Here is a 13,598-nt window from a genome sequence, read left to right on the forward strand (position 1 = left end):
CGCCCAGTGGCTCCGCCCCAGACGATGGTCCCTCCGTACGAGCGAGGCGTCGGGCAGGTATCGGCCCGCCAGTGAGGTTTCCGTACGCAGGCCGGCGTACGGAAACAGGTTCCATGCCCTGTCCTCCGCCACGAACTGCCTCAGCAGCGACACCAGGATCTCGCTGTGATCGCCGTCCGGCGGCGGCTTCACCGCCGCCCTGCCCCGGACGAACTCCAGCCAGACGGTTTCAGGCGCCCCGCGGGCCAGGTCCTCGAAGTCGTCGAGCGGCATCTGCGGAACGCGCGGGTGCGTTCTGGTCATGTACGGCTCTCTTCGCGGCGTCGGGACATCTCTGCGCGGATACCGGCCGCGCGGGAGTGGATCGCGGAGGCGGGCAGGGGCGAGGAGGGACGGGGCGGGGTCTCGCCCCGGCAGGTGCCGCAGATGCCGCCTGGCAGGGCCTCCGCCCGCCCCGGCACCCCGCACTTCGCGCACTCCAGCATCCGCAGCGGCGGCCGTGCGGCGGTGGGTTGCGGGGGCATCTTGGTGGTGAGGCGTCTGCGGATCAGGGCGGCCGGGTGGTGGACCGGGGTCGGCAGGCCGGCGGTCAGGGCGTGTCGTACGGATTCCTCGTTCGCGCCTCGCTCGAACCACTCCGCGACCAGCGGGGCCAGCGACGTGCAGTCCGCCTCGGAGAGGGACAGGGTGGGAGTGCTACGGGTGAGGGCGACGAGCAGGATGAACGCGCGGGAGCGGGTCGGGCGGCCCTGTCCCTCCGGGGACTCCTTCGGTACGTCTCCCCGCGTGAACGTCGCCCACCAGTCGTCGTCTCGTGCCGTGCGCGTGAACCACGTTCGGGTGATCCAGAGTTGGCTTCCCGTGCCGGTCAGGTGTTCGCGGCCCCGGCGCAGGTGGCCTGCCTTTTGGAGGTTGTTGAGGGTTGTGCGGAGGGCGCATTGGCCGTACGGGAGGTGCTTGGCCAGCGTCTTTACGCTGACGTCGGCCCCGCTCGGCAACCGGTCGATGTACGCGGCCACCGCTGCCTCGCGGGGTGGGAGATGCGCGAAGTCGTGGTTCGTGCGGGGGCGTTGGTCGGGGGCGTCGCGTTTGCCGTAACCCGGATTGGCCATCGGGTGGGGCGGGGTCGCGTGCGCGGGCAGGGCGGCAGCACTAAACTTGGCTTCAGCCACGGGATTTCCTTTAAGCCATGGATCTCGACGGTCAGACCTCTGTCAGGTGTTCGCTGCACCTGGCGGGGGTCGTTTTTGTTTGCTGTCCCGGAACGCTAACCCCTCGTGACTCTGCGTGGCAAGCCGAACGCGTCAAGTCAACACGCGGGGTGGGAGGGCGGGTTGAGGCCCGCCTCCCATTCCTCAGAAAGAGGGCTCGGGGCTCGCCGTTTGAGCTTCGGGGCGGCGGGAGGTCAGGCGTGCTTGAGATTCTCGACGAAGGCTGTCCACGCTTCCGTCCGGAGCGTGAGCTTCGGGCCCTGGGGGTTCTTGGAGTCCCGGATGGGGACGATGGCGGGGTGGTCGGCGGCGACTTCGAGGCAGTCGGCGCCGTCGCCCGCGCTGTACGTCGACTTGTACCAGGTGGCCGAACTCAGGTCGTACTCATGGCTGTTCTTCATTCTCGTAATCCTGCGCCACGGCCTCGATGAGGGCCAGTGAATCCTGAGGCGAAAGTGCCGCCGCCTGGAGGAGGCTGAACGTGAGGCTGTGACGGGCGATCTTGGCTGGGTCGTCCATCAGCTTCCCCGTGTCCATCCCCTCGATGAAGCAGAGCGGGGGCGCGTCCGCGAACTCCATGAGCTTCAGGGAGCCACCCATCCCGGCATGTGCTCCGGCGCTGAACGGCAGCACCTGCACGATGATCCGGTGACGGCGTGCCATGTCCGCCACATGGCGAAGAGCCTTCGCCATCGTTGCCGCTCCGCCGACCGCCCGGCGGAGCGCTGCTTCGTCCAGGATCCCCCAAAACAAGGGGGTTGTTGGATCGTCGAGGACGTGGGTGCGTTCCATGCGGAGCGCCACCAGTTCCTCGATCTCGGACTCCGGGGCCAGCGGCCGGTAAGTGCGGAACAGCGCTGCCGCGTATTCCGGCGTTTGCAGCAGGCCGGGGATCAGTAGCGGGAGGTAGTGCCTGATCGTCGTCGCGATCGCCTCCGCTTCCGCTGCCTCCGTGAAGTTCTCGGGGTACTTCGACTTGGCGAGAGCGGCGCAGTTGCGCTCGAAGAAGTCCTTGGTGTCCAGCATTTTGTCGAACTGGACGGCGTACTCGTGCATCATCCGGCGTGTACCGGCCTCCAGTTGGCCGATGAACGAACCGCTGACAAAGAGCGGTGAACCCAGTTGCTCCTGGCTCAGCCCCGCCGCCTCTCGGGCGTGGCGCAACTCGGCGCCCAGGAAGGCCCGAGGTGAGGAGGCCGGGTCGAGGTCCTTCGGTCCTGCCATGGCAACTCCCTCTCTCACACATGTGGTTGTTGGGATTCCGGCTCTGGCCAGGTTAGACACCCGACCGCCACGCTGTGTGGAGAACGCGAACACTCAGAGTGGAGAGGAACGGGCGCGATGGAGCTGCTGTCGACCGAGGACATCGTGGTGCGATTGCGGGCGGCGTTGAAAGGCGTCGGCGTCGCCCTGCCGTCGCTGGGCGTCGACCCCGTGAGCGGTGCGAGCGATGAGCCCTTCGCGCTGGTGCTCCTCGGGCGCTGCAACGTCCGTACGGCGACGCGGCTGGCCGCCGTGCTGGAGGGCGTGGCCGCGGGGGACGACGAGACGTGAGTGACGTGTCGTACGCCCTTGATGTGCGCGACGGGCGCATCGGCGAGGTCATGGGGCGCGAGGGCGGGTATGTGCAGTTGCGGCCCGTGGGCGGTGGGCGCGAGTGGGACTGTCCGCCGGAGGCGTTGGAGGAGGCGGCGCCTGGGGATGTGCTGCGGGCGCGGGTGCGGCGGGTGAATCGGGAGGGGCGGTTGCCCTGAGGCGGGCAGCCCGGTCGAGGCCGGGCCGCCCGAGTCACTTCGGGGTCAGCAGAGGCGGCCGACGTAGTGGGCGCCGTCGATCTTGCTGCTGCTGCCGAGCCAGGTGTCGCCGGGGCCCACGCACTTCTCGTAGTTCGGGCCGAAGACCTCCACCTCGATGATGATCCGGGAGCCGTCGCCCGTGCAGTGGTTGTAGTACGCGTCGCTGCCCGTCTCGTAGAACCCGCAGGGGTTCGCGGCGGCGGTGGCCGCCGGTGCGGCGACGGCGAGGAGGAGGGCGCTGGTCATGGGGGTGATGGCGGCGAGGGTGGTGGTCAGGACGCGGCGGACGTTCATGGCCTTCACGGACGGTCTCCTGCGGAAAGTGCGGAATCGGACACCGGCAGCATTGATGATCAACGCGCGGTGGTCCGGCACTTTCCTCGGATGAGGGCCGTGGTTCACCCGGTCGTGTGGATCAAGGTTTGAGTACGGGGATCCTGGCGTGCGTCTCCTGGAGCATGTTCCGCATCGCCATGCGGAAGATCTCGGCCTCGTGGTCGCCGAGGAAGTCGGTGTGGCCGAACACCTGGAGGATGACCAGGCCGTGCAGGTGTCCCCACGCGCTGAGGAAGAGGGCGGTCGCGGCTGGTGGGATGGCTGTTTCCGTGCTGTCCGGCGGCATCTGTGCCAGGTGCGCGCGGAGCGCCGGTGAGAGCGGGGGGACGTCCGCCGCGGCGAGCTGTTCCGTGGTGAATCCGCCGAACAGTTCGCGCTGGAAGGTCGCGGCCATCCGGCGGACCGCCTGGGTGGTCGGGCCGTCCTGGGGGGCTTCGTAGTACCGCAACGGCGTTCCGTAGAGGAGCTGGAACCGCTCGGGGTTGTCGAGGGCCCAGCGGCGGTAGCCCTCGGCCGCGACCACCGTGCCCGGTAGCGGTGAGCCGTCCGGCTCGGTCCCTCCGGTGTCGACGGCGGTCTGTACGGCGTCGGCCAGGTCGTCGTACGCCTTGGTGATCAGCGCCGTGACCAGGGCGTCCCGGCTCGGGAAGTAGTGGTAGAGCGCCTGCACGGTCATGCCCAGGCTCCGGGCGACCGCGCGCAGGGAGAGCGCGTGCGGGCCGTGCTCGGTGAGGTGGACCTCGGCGGCGTCCAGGATCTCCCGGGCTGCGGCGGCCCGGCGTCGCTCCCGCAGGGAGGGAGGAGCCGGTGGGTTGTGTGCGGGATTGTGTGCGGGCATGAAGAAAATCTAACACTGCCAAATCTTTTTGCCTCCCGCTAACTTCGTTCGTGGCGCGCCAGTCAACTCCCTTCCCTCGCTCTCAACTCCCTTCCTGTCAAAGGAGAACGGTCATGTTCGACCGCATAGCCGAGCTGGCGATCCGCCGGTCCCGGCTGGTCCTCGTCGTCGCCGTCGTGGCCACGGCCCTCATGGGTGTCCTGGGCGCCGGCGCGTTCGGTAAACTGCTCGGTGGCGGCTTCGACGACCCGGCCTCCCAGTCGACCCGGGCCGCGAAGGTCATTGACGAGAAGTTCGGCGGCGAGACGAACCTGGTTCTGCTGGTCCGGGCCTCGGACGGGCGTGTCGATGCCTCGGCCGCCGCCCGGAGCGGCCAGGAGCTGGTGGCCGACCTGCGAGCGGAGAAGAGCCTCGCGAACGTCGTCTCGTACTGGGATACGGACACCGGCATCGCGGATCTCCGCTCCCGGGACGGCCGCGAGGCCATCGTGCTCGCCCATGTGAAGGGCGACGAGACCCAGCAGCAGGAGAACGCCCGCGCCCTCATCGACGCCTACACCGGAACGTACGGGGACGGGGACGCGCTCACTGTCCGGGCCGGGGGCGGCGCCGCTGTCGGCGGTGACATGTCGAAGCAGGTCGTCGACGATCTCGTCCTCGCCGAGGCCATCGCCGTGCCGCTGACCCTCGTACTGCTCCTGTTCGTCTTCGGCAGTGTGGTCGCGGCCCTGCTGCCGCTCGTCATCGCGGTCATCGCCATCCTGGGCTCGTTCGCCCAGCTCTCGCTCCTCGGGAGCGTCACCGACGTCTCCGTCTCGGCGACCAACCTCACCACCGCGCTGGGCCTCGGCCTGGGCATCGACTACGCCCTGCTGATGATCAGCCGGTTCCGGGAGCAGCTCGCGACGGGGGCGAGTGTGGACGACGCCGTACGTCGGACGGTGCACACCGCGGGCCGTACGGTCGCGTTCTCCGCCGCGACCGTGGCCGCTGCCCTCGCCGCGCTCCTGGTGTTCCCGCAGTACTTCCTCCGCTCGTTCGGCTACGCCGGGGTCGGCGTCGTCGCCGTCGCGGCCGTCAGCACCCTGTTCGTGATGCCGGCGCTGTTCGTGGTCCTGGGGCACCGGGTCAACAGCGGGCGGCTGCCGTTGCCGTGGTTGAAGCAGGGGCGCGCGACCGCTCGTACGTCCCGTACTTCCATGTGGGGACGGCTGGCCCGTACCGTCATGCGGCGGCCCGCGCTCACCGCGCTGCCCGTGCTCGCGGTCCTGCTGGTCGCGGCGAGCCCGCTGCTGGGGATCACCTTCGGCACCCCGGACGAACGCGTCCTGCCTGCGGGCGCCGAGAGCCGCCAGGTCTCCGTGGCCCTGCGCGAGAACTTCAACGGCAACGACGAGTCGGCCCTTCATGTCGTCATCGACGGGCCGGTCGCGCAGGCTCCGTTGAGCGTGTACGCGGCTGAACTGTCCGGGTTGGGTGGTGTGGTGCGGGTCGACGCGAGTGCCGGTACCTACGTGGACGGCCAGCGGTCCGCCGATTCTCCCAACTCCGCCCTCGGGCGGCCCGGGGCGCAGCGGATCACTGTCGTGAGCGACCTGGTCCCTCGGTCGGACGAGGCGCAGGACCTGGTCCGTGAGGCACGGTCCGTCGAGCCGCCCGCCGGATCAGACCCCCTCGTGGGCGGTGTCGACGCCGTACTGGTCGATTCCAAGGACTCCATCAGCGGCCGGCTCCCGATCGCCGTGGCCCTGGTCGCGCTCACCACCTTCGTCCTGCTCTTCCTGTTCACGGGGAGCGTGGTCCAGCCTCTGCGGGCGCTGCTCCTCAACGTGGTCAGCCTGGGCGCGACCCTCGGCGTCATGACCTGGATCTTCCAGGACGGGCACTTCTCCTCGCTGCTCGGCTTCTCGGCGCAGCCGATGGAGGTGTCGATGACCGTGCTGATGTTCTGCATCGCCTTCGGTCTGTCGATGGACTACGAGGTGTTCGTGACCAGCCGGATCAAGGAACTCCACGACCTGGGCGAGGACAACGAGTCCGCCGTGGCCAACGGCCTCGGGCACACCGGCCGTATCGTCACCGCGGCGGCCTGCCTCCTCGCCGTGAGCTTCTTCGCCTTCGGCACGTCGAAGATCAGCTTCATGCAGATGTTCGGTCTGGGGAGTGGGCTGGCGATTCTCATCGACGCTGTGGCTGTACGGGGGGTTCTTGTCCCTGCGGCGATGCGACTGCTGGGGCGCTCGGCCTGGTACGCGCCCGGTTTCCTGCGGACAGTGCATGGGCGGTTCGGCCTCAGCGAGGGGGGACCTGCGGCGGCCTCCGTAGCTGCGCCGGGGGCCGAGGCGGAGTCTCCGTACGCGAAGAACTCGACCGGGGTCTGACCCCGGACCACGCACGCCGGAGGCCGTCCCCCAGTAGTGGTTCGGACACCACTACTGGGGGAATCCATGCATACTGGCAAGAGGTATGAATGTGTCTGGAGGATGCCATGTCACGTACCATGATCGACCTTGATGATGCACTCATTGCCGAGGCCGCGGAAATACTGGGCACCACGACCAAGCGAGCCACGGTGAACGGCGCCCTGGCGGAGTTCGTGGCGGCGGCGAAGCGGCAGCGGTTCATGGACATGTTGGAAGGCGGGGTCTTCAGTGACCTCGGTGATCCGGAAGTGATGGCGAAGGCGTGGCGGTAGAGCGGTTTCTCGTCGACAAGAGTGTGTGGGTGCGTGCCGGAAATCCGTCGGTCAGGGCTGCGCTGATGCCTCTTGTGCAGCGGGGACTTCTCGCGACGTGTGCTGTTGTCGACCTGGAGATCCTGTTCAGCGCGCGTAACGGGGAAGAGCACGCGGCGGGGCGGTCGGTCCGCAAGGGTTTCGAGTGGCTGCCACTCACCGACGAGATCGGCGCTCGGGTCATCGAGGTCCAAGGGCTTCTGGCGGAGAAGGGTATGCACCGCGAGGCGTCCATCCCGGACCTGCTGATGGCCGCCACGGCTGAGCGGCACGGCGTGACGGTGCTGCACTATGACGGCGACTTCGAGCACATCGCCGAGATCACCGGGCAGCCCGTCGAGTGGGTGGTGGAGCGTGGGTCCGTGCCGTGAGCGGGGCTCCTCTGGTCAGTGAGGTTGCCGAAGAGGGCTACAGGTTGCTCATCGGCTCGATGTCCGCCAGACCGAGCAGCAGGAGAACGTCCGCGCCGTCGTCGACGCCTACACCGGAACGTACATCGCCATCCTGGGCTCGTTCGCCCAGCTCTCGCTCCTCAGGAGTATCACCGACGTCTCCGTCTCGGCGACCAACCTCACCACGGCACTGGGCCTCGGCCTGGGCATCGACTACGCCCTGCTGATGATCAGCCGGTTCCGTGAGCAGCTCGCGACGAAGGCGAGCGTGGACGACGCGGTACGCCGGACGGTGCACACCGCGGGCCGTACGGTCGCGTTCTCCGCCGCGACCGTCGCCGCCGCGCTCGCGGCGCTCCTCGTGTTCCCGCAGTACTTCCTCCGCTCGTTCGGCTACGCCGGGGCCGAGGCGGAGTCTCCGTACGCGAAGAACTCGACGGGGCCTGACCTCGGACCGCGCGGGAGACCACCGGGCTCTGGTGTCAGGGCTCGGGGTTCTCCGCGAGGCCGTCCAGCTGCTCCATGTGTGTCGGAGTCAGCTCGACCCGGCCCGCCGCCACGTTCTCCTCCAGGTGGGCGATCCTTGCCGTGCCAGGGATCGGGAGGATCGCCGGGGAGTGGTGGAGGAGCCAGGCCAGGGCGATCTGGGTGGGGGTCGCGTCGAGTTCGTGGGCGATGGCGGTGATCGTCGCCTGTTCGCCCGTCGAGCCCCGAGCCACCGGACGCCACGGCAGGAACGCGATCCCCGCCGCCTCGCAGGCCCTGAGCACGGGCTCGTGCTCGCGGTCGAGCAGGTTGTACCGGTTCTGGACGCTCGCGATGTCGACGATCTCGCGGGCGTCGGCCAGTTCCGCGACCGTCACCTCCGAGAGGCCTATGCGGGCGACCTTGCCCGCCGCCCGCAACTCCCGCAGCGCGCCCAGCTGTTCGGGGAGCGGGACCTCCGGGTCCAGACGGTGCAGCTGGAGGAGTTCGAGGCGTTCGACGCGCAGTCGGCGCAGGGCCTCGTCGACCTGCGTACGGAGGCTGTCCGGGCGGCCGTCGTTGCGCCACTCGCCGGACGACTGGGAGCGGGTGAAGCCGACCTTCGTGGTGATCAGCAGGTCGTCGGGGTAGGGGTGCAGGGCCTCGGCGAGGAGTTCCTCGTTGGCTCCGCCGCCGTAGAGGTGGGCAGTGTCGATGAGGGTGACGCCCAGTTCGACCGCCCGCCGGGCCACCGCGACGGCGTTCGCGCGGGCGGCGGCCGGTTCGGCGGGCAGGTGCATGGCGCCGAAGCCGAGCCTGCCGACCTCAAGTGCCCTGGCCTCTTGGTCTCCGCCGATACGGAACGTGCTGAACGTGCTCACAGGTTGCCCATCGGCTCGATGTCCACCTTCACCGGCGTACCCCAGATCCGCAGTACCTCGTAGTCGGTGAACTCGTGGACCAGGCGGTAGGCGATGCCTGGGCGGGCGCCCCGGCGCTCGGCGGAGAGGTAGCGCTCGGCCTCCAGGCGGTCGCGGCGCGGGGTGCCGCAGAGCTGCCAGACCTGGCCGGTCCAGACCTCGGGGAGCCAGCGCTGCTGGGGCTGGGGGCGGTCTGCGCGGACGCCGTAGCGGGACATCGTGCGCTCGGGGGTCGCCGATTCCGGGTTCGTGGGACGGTGCTGCCCGTAGTCGCCGTTCTGTTCGCTGCGGCGGGCGCTTCGGCGGCGCGTCTCGCAGAGCAGGCACAGGTCGACCGCGCTCTCGTCGATCGGGCCGTTCGGATGCTCGCCGCAGCGGGTCGTGGGCGCCGACCCGGACACCGTGTCCTCCAGGATCGCCAGGGCCCGCTTCAGGTCGGCCTTGACCTCCTGCAGTTTCGCGTCGGGGGTGTCGGAGCCGAGCGCGTCCCCGTGCTCGCCGAGGACGCGCAGGGCTCGCCCGAGGGCGGTCAGCTGGGCGTGGTTCACGGTGGTCGTCCCTTCGGCGGGCAGGCGTACGTGTGCGTGCGGTGTGCTGAGTGCTCAGTGGTCTCCACCGTCGCACACGCCACTGACAACGCGGGCGAGTACGGCTGTGCCGACGGAGGCGGGCCTACGCCTCGAACTCCGTCAGGTCGATCGCGTGGACGATCAGCTGATGGCCGTACACGGGGTGGGTCGTCTGCCGTTCCTCGGTCAGGCCCAGCTTGCGGATGACGTTCTCGGAGGCGTCGTCGCCCGCCCTGCTGATGCTGATCACCCGGTCGAGACCCCGGTCCTGGAGGGCGAACTCCAGGGTCGCGTGGGCGGCCTCGGAGGCGTACCCCTGACCCCAGAACTGCGAGCCGAGCAGCCAGCTGATCGCCACGTCGGACGCGACCTCCGGCAGGAACTCGGGCACGGACAGGCCGACCGCGCCCGCCAGTTCGCCCGAGGCGAGCAGTTCGACGGCGAAGATCCCGAAGCCCTCCTCGTCCCACTCCTCCTCCCACCGCTCGATCACCTCGGCCGTGTACTCCAGGTCGCGCACCGAGCCGTCGTCGATCCAGCGCATCACCTGGGAGTCCGCGTGGATCTCCGACAGGGGCACGAGGTCGTCGTCGGTCCAGCGGCGGAGGAGGAGGCGGGGGGTGTGGATCTCGGTCATGGCGCCCATCCTGCCCGACGGCCGAGCCCCTCAGTACGGCAGTAGTGCCTCAGTAGTGCCTCAGTGGGGTGCCGCTGCCAGGGCCGCGCGCAGGTGGCCGTCGTTCTCCGCGAGGAGCCGGGCCGCCGTCGGGCCGTCCACGCCGCCCAGGACGACGAGGATCGCGTTCTTCGTCTCCCCGTCCGTCGCCGCGAGGGCCGCCTCGATCTCCTCGTCGCCCGCCCCGGTCGCCAGGGCGACGATCCGCCGCGAACGGGCCCGGAGCTTCTCGTTCGACGCCCGTACGTCGACCATCAGATTCCCGTACGTCTTGCCGAGCCGGATCATCGTGATCGTCGACAGCATGTTGAGGACGAGTTTCTGTGCCGTGCCCGCCTTGAGGCGGGTGGACCCGGTGAGCAACTCGGGTCCTACGACGATCTCGATGCCGTGGTCGGCGGCGGCCGCGAGCGCGCTGTGCGCGTTGCAGGACAGCCCGATCGTCAACGCGCCCTGCGCGCGGGCGTGTTCGACGGCACCGATCGCGTACGGCGTACGGCCCGACGCCGAGACGCCGACCACCGTGTCCAGGGCGGTGACGCCGAGCGCGTCGAGGTCACCGGCGGCCAGCTCCTTGGAGTCCTCGGCACCCTCGACCGAGGTGACCATGGCCTCGGGGCCGCCCGCGATCACGCCCGTGACCTGCGCGGGGTCGGTGTTGAAGGTGGGCGGGCACTCGGACGCGTCCAGCACACCGAGCCGGCCCGGGGTCCCCGCGCCCGCGTAGACCAGTCGGCCGCCGCGTGCCATACGGGCCGCCACGGCGTCGATCGCGGCGGCGATCTCCGGGATCCGTTCGGCGACGGCGGCCGGGACGGTGGTGTCCTCGGCGTTCATCAGCCGGGCGATGTCGAGGGTGGGCAACTGGTCGATCTCGGCGAGCTCCGGGCGGAACGCCTCGGTCGTCAGCGACTCCAACTCCTCTTTCAGGGCGCGATGGTTGGAGGAGGCGTCAGCGGTTGAGGTCATTGCGTGCAGCTCTTTCCGATCTAACGGTCCAACGGTCTAACAGTTCAACGGTCTAACGGTTCAACGGTCTTTCGGTCCAACGGCCTTCGGTGCTATCGGCGAGATGTCGTGTTGCTGTTGCTGCTGCGGGGGGTGTGGCGGTGGGCCAGGGCCTCGTAGGAGGCCGAGAGGGCGGGCGCGGCGGTCTCGTACGTCTTCTGCGCCACACCTATGAACAGGCAGTCCACGACGAGGAGTTGGCTGGTCCGGGACGACATGGCCGCCGGGCGCAGCTCGCTCTCGCGGGCCGTGGAGGTGGTGAGGATGTGGTCGGCGTACTGGGTCACCGGCCCGTCGGGGCGTCCGGTGATCGCGACGGTGCTGGCCCCTCGCTCGAACGCAACCCTGAGTGGCTCGATCACATCACCCGTGGACCCCGAGTGCGTGATCGCGATGGCGACGTCCTTCGCGCGCAGCTGCACGGCGTTGGTGACGGCGAGGTGCGGGTCGCTGTGGGCGTGCGCTATCAGCCCTATGCGCAGCAGTTTCTGGGTGAGGTCCTGGGCGACCAGGCCGGAGGCGCCGACGCCGTAGATGTCGATGCGACGGGCGGCGGCGAGCGCGCTGACGGCGGCCGACAGCTGGACGACATCGAGCCCGGCGGCGGTGTCGGCGAGGGTCTGCTGCTCGTCGTACGCCAGTTTCGCCACCACGTCGGCGAGCGGGTCGTCGACGGCGATGTCGGCGGTGACGGCGGGGGAGCGCCCTGACTGCTGCTGGGCGGCGAGGCCCGCGAGCGCGAGGCGCAGGTCGCGATACCCGGGGTAGCCGAGCAGCCGGGCGGTACGGACGACCGTCGCCTCGCTGGTGCCGGTGAGTTCGGCGAGGCCGGTGACCGTGAGGGCCGCGCAGCCGGCCGGATCGGCGGCGACCGCCTCGGCGACGCGCTGCATCGAGCGGGTCATCGAGGGCGCCAGCGTCCGCACCTTGGCGGCGAGGGCGGCGGGCGCGGGTGGGGTGACACCGAGCCCACCGGGTACGGCGGCCGCTGATCCGAAAATTTCCTTCACGTCTTGGGTCACATGATGAAAGATATTTTCCATTCGGGCGTACGGTCAAGAGTGCGCACAATGGGTGCATGACCCCCATCACCCCCTTGGAGCAGGCGCTGCACTCGGCCCGCGCCCTCGTGCTCGCCGACCTGGTCGCGGGCGAGGTCGCCGAGGCGGACGTGGTCTCGATGGTCGAGGAGTCGGTCGTACAGCGCCGCTGGTGGGTCGAGCAGTGGCCGGAGGGTTCCGGGTACGTGGCGGGGCTGGTCGCCCAGGACGTCCAGGACGCCCTCCTGGAGAGCTACGGCCGCTGGCCCCTGTGCCCGGTCTGCGGCGCAGGCGATCCGCACGCCCTGGAGGTGGAGCCCGAGTTGGGCCCCGACCCGCACTGGGTGTGCCACAAGGCGGGGGTGCGGGTGGCGGCGCTGGGCTCGCTGGGGTCTGCGGGCGGGGCCGACGATGGGTTCGCCTCGTCGTGACCGTCTACATAGACCCGCCGGTCTGGCCGGGGCACGGCCGCCTCTGGTCCCACCTCGTGAGCGACGTCTCGTACGACGAACTGCACGCGTTCGCCGATGAGTTGGGGGTGCCTCGGCGGGCCTTCGAGCGCGATCACTATGACATTCCGTCGCATCGGTACGGGGATGTGGTGGCGGCCGGGGCGGTGGAGGTCAGCAGCCGCGAGGTCGTACGGCTGCTGCACGGGGCGGGGTTGCGCAGGCGGAAGGGGGCCGGCCGGACCGACAGTCCGGGGCGTCAGCCGCGCAACTCGTAGGCCTGGAGCCCCTCTTCGTCGAGTTCCTCGCTGACGCGCACGAATCCGGCGCGGGCGATCACCGCCTGGGACGGGATGTTGCTCGGCTCGATGGTCGCGAACAGGGACCGTACGTCGTCCCGGGCCAGCGCCCACTTCGCCAGAACGCTCAGCGCCTCCGAGGCGTAGCCGTTGCCGAAGCCGCCGGTGCCACCCGCGCTCAGGTCGGCGGCCGCGGCGGGGGTGACACCTCCAGGGTGAGCCGGCGAGTGTGGATGCGTATGGGGTTGTCGCCGACAGAGGGGTCAGGCATCTTCGCTCCGGGCGTCGTCCGGTACGACGGAGACGATGGCGCCCGTCGGGGGTTCGGGCTGGGGCACATGAACGTAGGTCACAGACAGGGCAGGACAGTCGGCGCGGGCTTCGATCCGTGTCACCCAGACTTCCGCGCCATGGTCCAGGATCCGGACGCGGCGCCCGAGGTGCTGCGTTCGCTCCAGTTCCGTGCGTAGTTCTTCGACGGCAACTGTGGCGGCGTGGCCGAGCAGGTCCAGCCGTTTGCGGGCCGTGTGCGTGATCTCCACAATGGCCCCGAACTCGGTCAACGGTGTCCTTCCTGCTTGAGCGATCGGGCCAGCTCCACTCCCTCGGCGAGGGACGCCTCGAAGTCGGGGTCACAGCGGGTCAGCACGTGCCCCCGGTAGGCCGCGATCAGCTCCGACACCTCGTGCAGGTCCGTGAACTCGACGCGGTTCAGGGTCGCGGTCAGTTCGGCCTCAAGACGTGCGAGGTCGCCTGGGAAGCCCAGCCCGGCGCCGAGGGCGGCCCGCACCTCGCCGAGGGTTCGCATGGGGGGTGGCTCGACGGGAGCCTGCGGCTGGACGGGCTGCTCACTCACGGAATGTGA

20 protein-coding genes and 1 pseudogene are annotated in these 13,598 nt (G+C 69.7%); 8 read left to right on the forward strand and 13 right to left on the reverse strand.

Annotation, left to right across the window (positions count from 1 at the left end):
- Positions 1 to 299 precede the first annotated feature (299 nt).
- The 3 genes from LUX31_RS25235 to LUX31_RS25245 all read right to left on the reverse strand — a co-directional run bounded on the left by LUX31_RS25235 (position 300) and on the right by LUX31_RS25245 (position 2,435).
- Positions 300 to 1,112 (reverse strand): hypothetical protein, encoded by an 813-nt coding sequence (locus LUX31_RS25235; protein WP_235480042.1) that lies wholly within the window; start codon positions 1,110 to 1,112, stop codon positions 300 to 302.
- A 293-nt stretch (positions 1,113 to 1,405) separates the two neighbouring features.
- Positions 1,406 to 1,612 carry a DUF397 domain-containing protein gene (locus LUX31_RS25240; protein ID WP_235477252.1) on the reverse strand — a complete coding sequence of 69 codons (207 nt, stop codon included), beginning with the start codon at positions 1,610 to 1,612 and terminating at the stop codon, positions 1,406 to 1,408.
- Positions 1,596 to 2,435 (reverse strand): helix-turn-helix domain-containing protein, encoded by an 840-nt coding sequence (locus tag LUX31_RS25245; protein ID WP_235477253.1) that lies wholly within the window; start codon positions 2,433 to 2,435, stop codon positions 1,596 to 1,598. Before LUX31_RS25245 ends, LUX31_RS25240 begins: the two co-directional genes overlap by 17 nt.
- A 117-nt stretch (positions 2,436 to 2,552) precedes the next feature.
- Between LUX31_RS25245 and LUX31_RS25250 the strand changes: the two genes are divergently transcribed.
- The gene (locus LUX31_RS25250; RefSeq protein WP_235477255.1) at positions 2,553 to 2,765 is read left to right on the forward strand and encodes a hypothetical protein; all 213 of its coding nucleotides are present in this window, start codon (positions 2,553 to 2,555) and stop codon (positions 2,763 to 2,765) included.
- Positions 2,762 to 2,965 carry a hypothetical protein gene (locus LUX31_RS25255; protein WP_235480206.1) on the forward strand — a complete coding sequence of 68 codons (204 nt, stop codon included), beginning with the start codon at positions 2,762 to 2,764 and terminating at the stop codon, positions 2,963 to 2,965. Before LUX31_RS25250 ends, LUX31_RS25255 begins: the two co-directional genes overlap by 4 nt.
- Positions 2,966 to 3,010: 45 nt before the next feature.
- Here the strand turns inward: LUX31_RS25255 and LUX31_RS25260 are convergent, their stop codons facing one another.
- A complete protein-coding gene (locus tag LUX31_RS25260; RefSeq protein WP_235480043.1) occupies positions 3,011 to 3,301 on the reverse strand; it encodes a DUF6355 family natural product biosynthesis protein in 291 nt (96 codons plus the stop codon).
- 121 nt (positions 3,302 to 3,422) lie between these two features.
- A complete protein-coding gene (locus LUX31_RS25265; protein WP_235477256.1) occupies positions 3,423 to 4,181 on the reverse strand; it encodes a TetR/AcrR family transcriptional regulator in 759 nt (252 codons plus the stop codon).
- Between the two features lie 113 nt (positions 4,182 to 4,294).
- On the opposite strand from LUX31_RS25265, the gene LUX31_RS25270 reads away from it, so the two are divergent.
- The 4 genes and pseudogenes from LUX31_RS25270 to LUX31_RS25285 all read left to right on the forward strand — a co-directional run.
- Positions 4,295 to 6,562: an MMPL family transporter gene (locus tag LUX31_RS25270; RefSeq protein WP_235477257.1), complete on the forward strand. Its 2,268-nt coding sequence runs from the start codon at positions 4,295 to 4,297 to the stop codon at positions 6,560 to 6,562.
- Positions 6,563 to 6,669: 107 nt separating this feature from the next.
- The gene (locus LUX31_RS25275; protein WP_235477259.1) at positions 6,670 to 6,876 is read left to right on the forward strand and encodes a type II toxin-antitoxin system VapB family antitoxin; all 207 of its coding nucleotides are present in this window, start codon (positions 6,670 to 6,672) and stop codon (positions 6,874 to 6,876) included.
- Positions 6,867 to 7,286: a PIN domain nuclease gene (locus LUX31_RS25280; protein ID WP_235477261.1), complete on the forward strand. Its 420-nt coding sequence runs from the start codon at positions 6,867 to 6,869 to the stop codon at positions 7,284 to 7,286. The genes LUX31_RS25275 and LUX31_RS25280 overlap by 10 nt, the downstream gene beginning before the upstream one ends.
- Before the next feature lie 124 nt (positions 7,287 to 7,410).
- Positions 7,411 to 7,710, forward strand: a pseudogene (locus LUX31_RS25285) (MMPL family transporter); the annotation flags it as partial.
- A 79-nt stretch (positions 7,711 to 7,789) separates the two neighbouring features.
- Here the strand turns inward: LUX31_RS25285 and LUX31_RS25290 are convergent.
- The 5 genes from LUX31_RS25290 to LUX31_RS25310 all read right to left on the reverse strand — a co-directional run bounded on the left by LUX31_RS25290 (position 7,790) and on the right by LUX31_RS25310 (position 11,967).
- Complete coding sequence (locus LUX31_RS25290) at positions 7,790 to 8,653, reverse strand: aldo/keto reductase (protein ID WP_235477263.1); 864 nt, start codon at positions 8,651 to 8,653, stop codon at positions 7,790 to 7,792.
- Positions 8,650 to 9,240: a hypothetical protein gene (locus LUX31_RS25295; protein WP_235477264.1), complete on the reverse strand. Its 591-nt coding sequence runs from the start codon at positions 9,238 to 9,240 to the stop codon at positions 8,650 to 8,652. Before LUX31_RS25295 ends, LUX31_RS25290 begins: the two co-directional genes overlap by 4 nt.
- A 124-nt stretch (positions 9,241 to 9,364) precedes the next feature.
- Positions 9,365 to 9,898 (reverse strand): GNAT family N-acetyltransferase, encoded by a 534-nt coding sequence (locus LUX31_RS25300; protein WP_235477266.1) that lies wholly within the window; start codon positions 9,896 to 9,898, stop codon positions 9,365 to 9,367.
- A 60-nt stretch (positions 9,899 to 9,958) separates the two neighbouring features.
- Positions 9,959 to 10,906: an N-acetylmuramic acid 6-phosphate etherase gene (gene murQ, locus LUX31_RS25305; protein ID WP_235477268.1), complete on the reverse strand. Its 948-nt coding sequence runs from the start codon at positions 10,904 to 10,906 to the stop codon at positions 9,959 to 9,961.
- A gap of 92 nt (positions 10,907 to 10,998) precedes the next feature.
- Entirely contained in the window at positions 10,999 to 11,967 is a 969-nt protein-coding gene (locus tag LUX31_RS25310; protein ID WP_235477271.1) for a MurR/RpiR family transcriptional regulator, read from the reverse strand.
- A 56-nt stretch (positions 11,968 to 12,023) separates the two neighbouring features.
- Here LUX31_RS25310 and LUX31_RS25315 point away from each other — a divergent pair, with 56 nt between their 5' ends.
- Both LUX31_RS25315 and LUX31_RS25320 read left to right on the forward strand, forming a co-directional pair.
- The gene (locus tag LUX31_RS25315; protein ID WP_235477272.1) at positions 12,024 to 12,416 is read left to right on the forward strand and encodes a hypothetical protein; all 393 of its coding nucleotides are present in this window, start codon (positions 12,024 to 12,026) and stop codon (positions 12,414 to 12,416) included.
- Entirely contained in the window at positions 12,413 to 12,712 is a 300-nt protein-coding gene (locus tag LUX31_RS25320) for a DUF4031 domain-containing protein (RefSeq protein WP_235477274.1), read from the forward strand. The genes LUX31_RS25315 and LUX31_RS25320 overlap by 4 nt, the downstream gene beginning before the upstream one ends.
- Here LUX31_RS25320 and LUX31_RS25325 read toward each other — a convergent pair.
- From LUX31_RS25325 to LUX31_RS25335, 3 genes are all read right to left on the reverse strand, one after another.
- The gene (locus LUX31_RS25325) at positions 12,694 to 12,915 is read right to left on the reverse strand and encodes a GNAT family N-acetyltransferase (protein ID WP_443046071.1); all 222 of its coding nucleotides are present in this window, start codon (positions 12,913 to 12,915) and stop codon (positions 12,694 to 12,696) included. The genes LUX31_RS25320 and LUX31_RS25325 overlap by 19 nt on opposite strands.
- Positions 12,916 to 12,996: 81 nt before the next feature.
- On the reverse strand, positions 12,997 to 13,296 hold the full coding sequence (locus tag LUX31_RS25330; RefSeq protein ID WP_235477275.1) for a hypothetical protein: 300 nt from the start codon (positions 13,294 to 13,296) through the stop codon (positions 12,997 to 12,999).
- A complete protein-coding gene (locus tag LUX31_RS25335; RefSeq protein WP_235477276.1) occupies positions 13,293 to 13,589 on the reverse strand; it encodes a hypothetical protein in 297 nt (98 codons plus the stop codon). The genes LUX31_RS25330 and LUX31_RS25335 overlap by 4 nt, the downstream gene beginning before the upstream one ends.
- Positions 13,590 to 13,598 lie beyond the last annotated feature (9 nt).

Origin of the sequence: Streptomyces sp. GQFP (assembly GCF_021545335.1) — a bacterium.
Classification (GTDB): domain Bacteria; phylum Actinomycetota; class Actinomycetes; order Streptomycetales; family Streptomycetaceae; genus Streptomyces.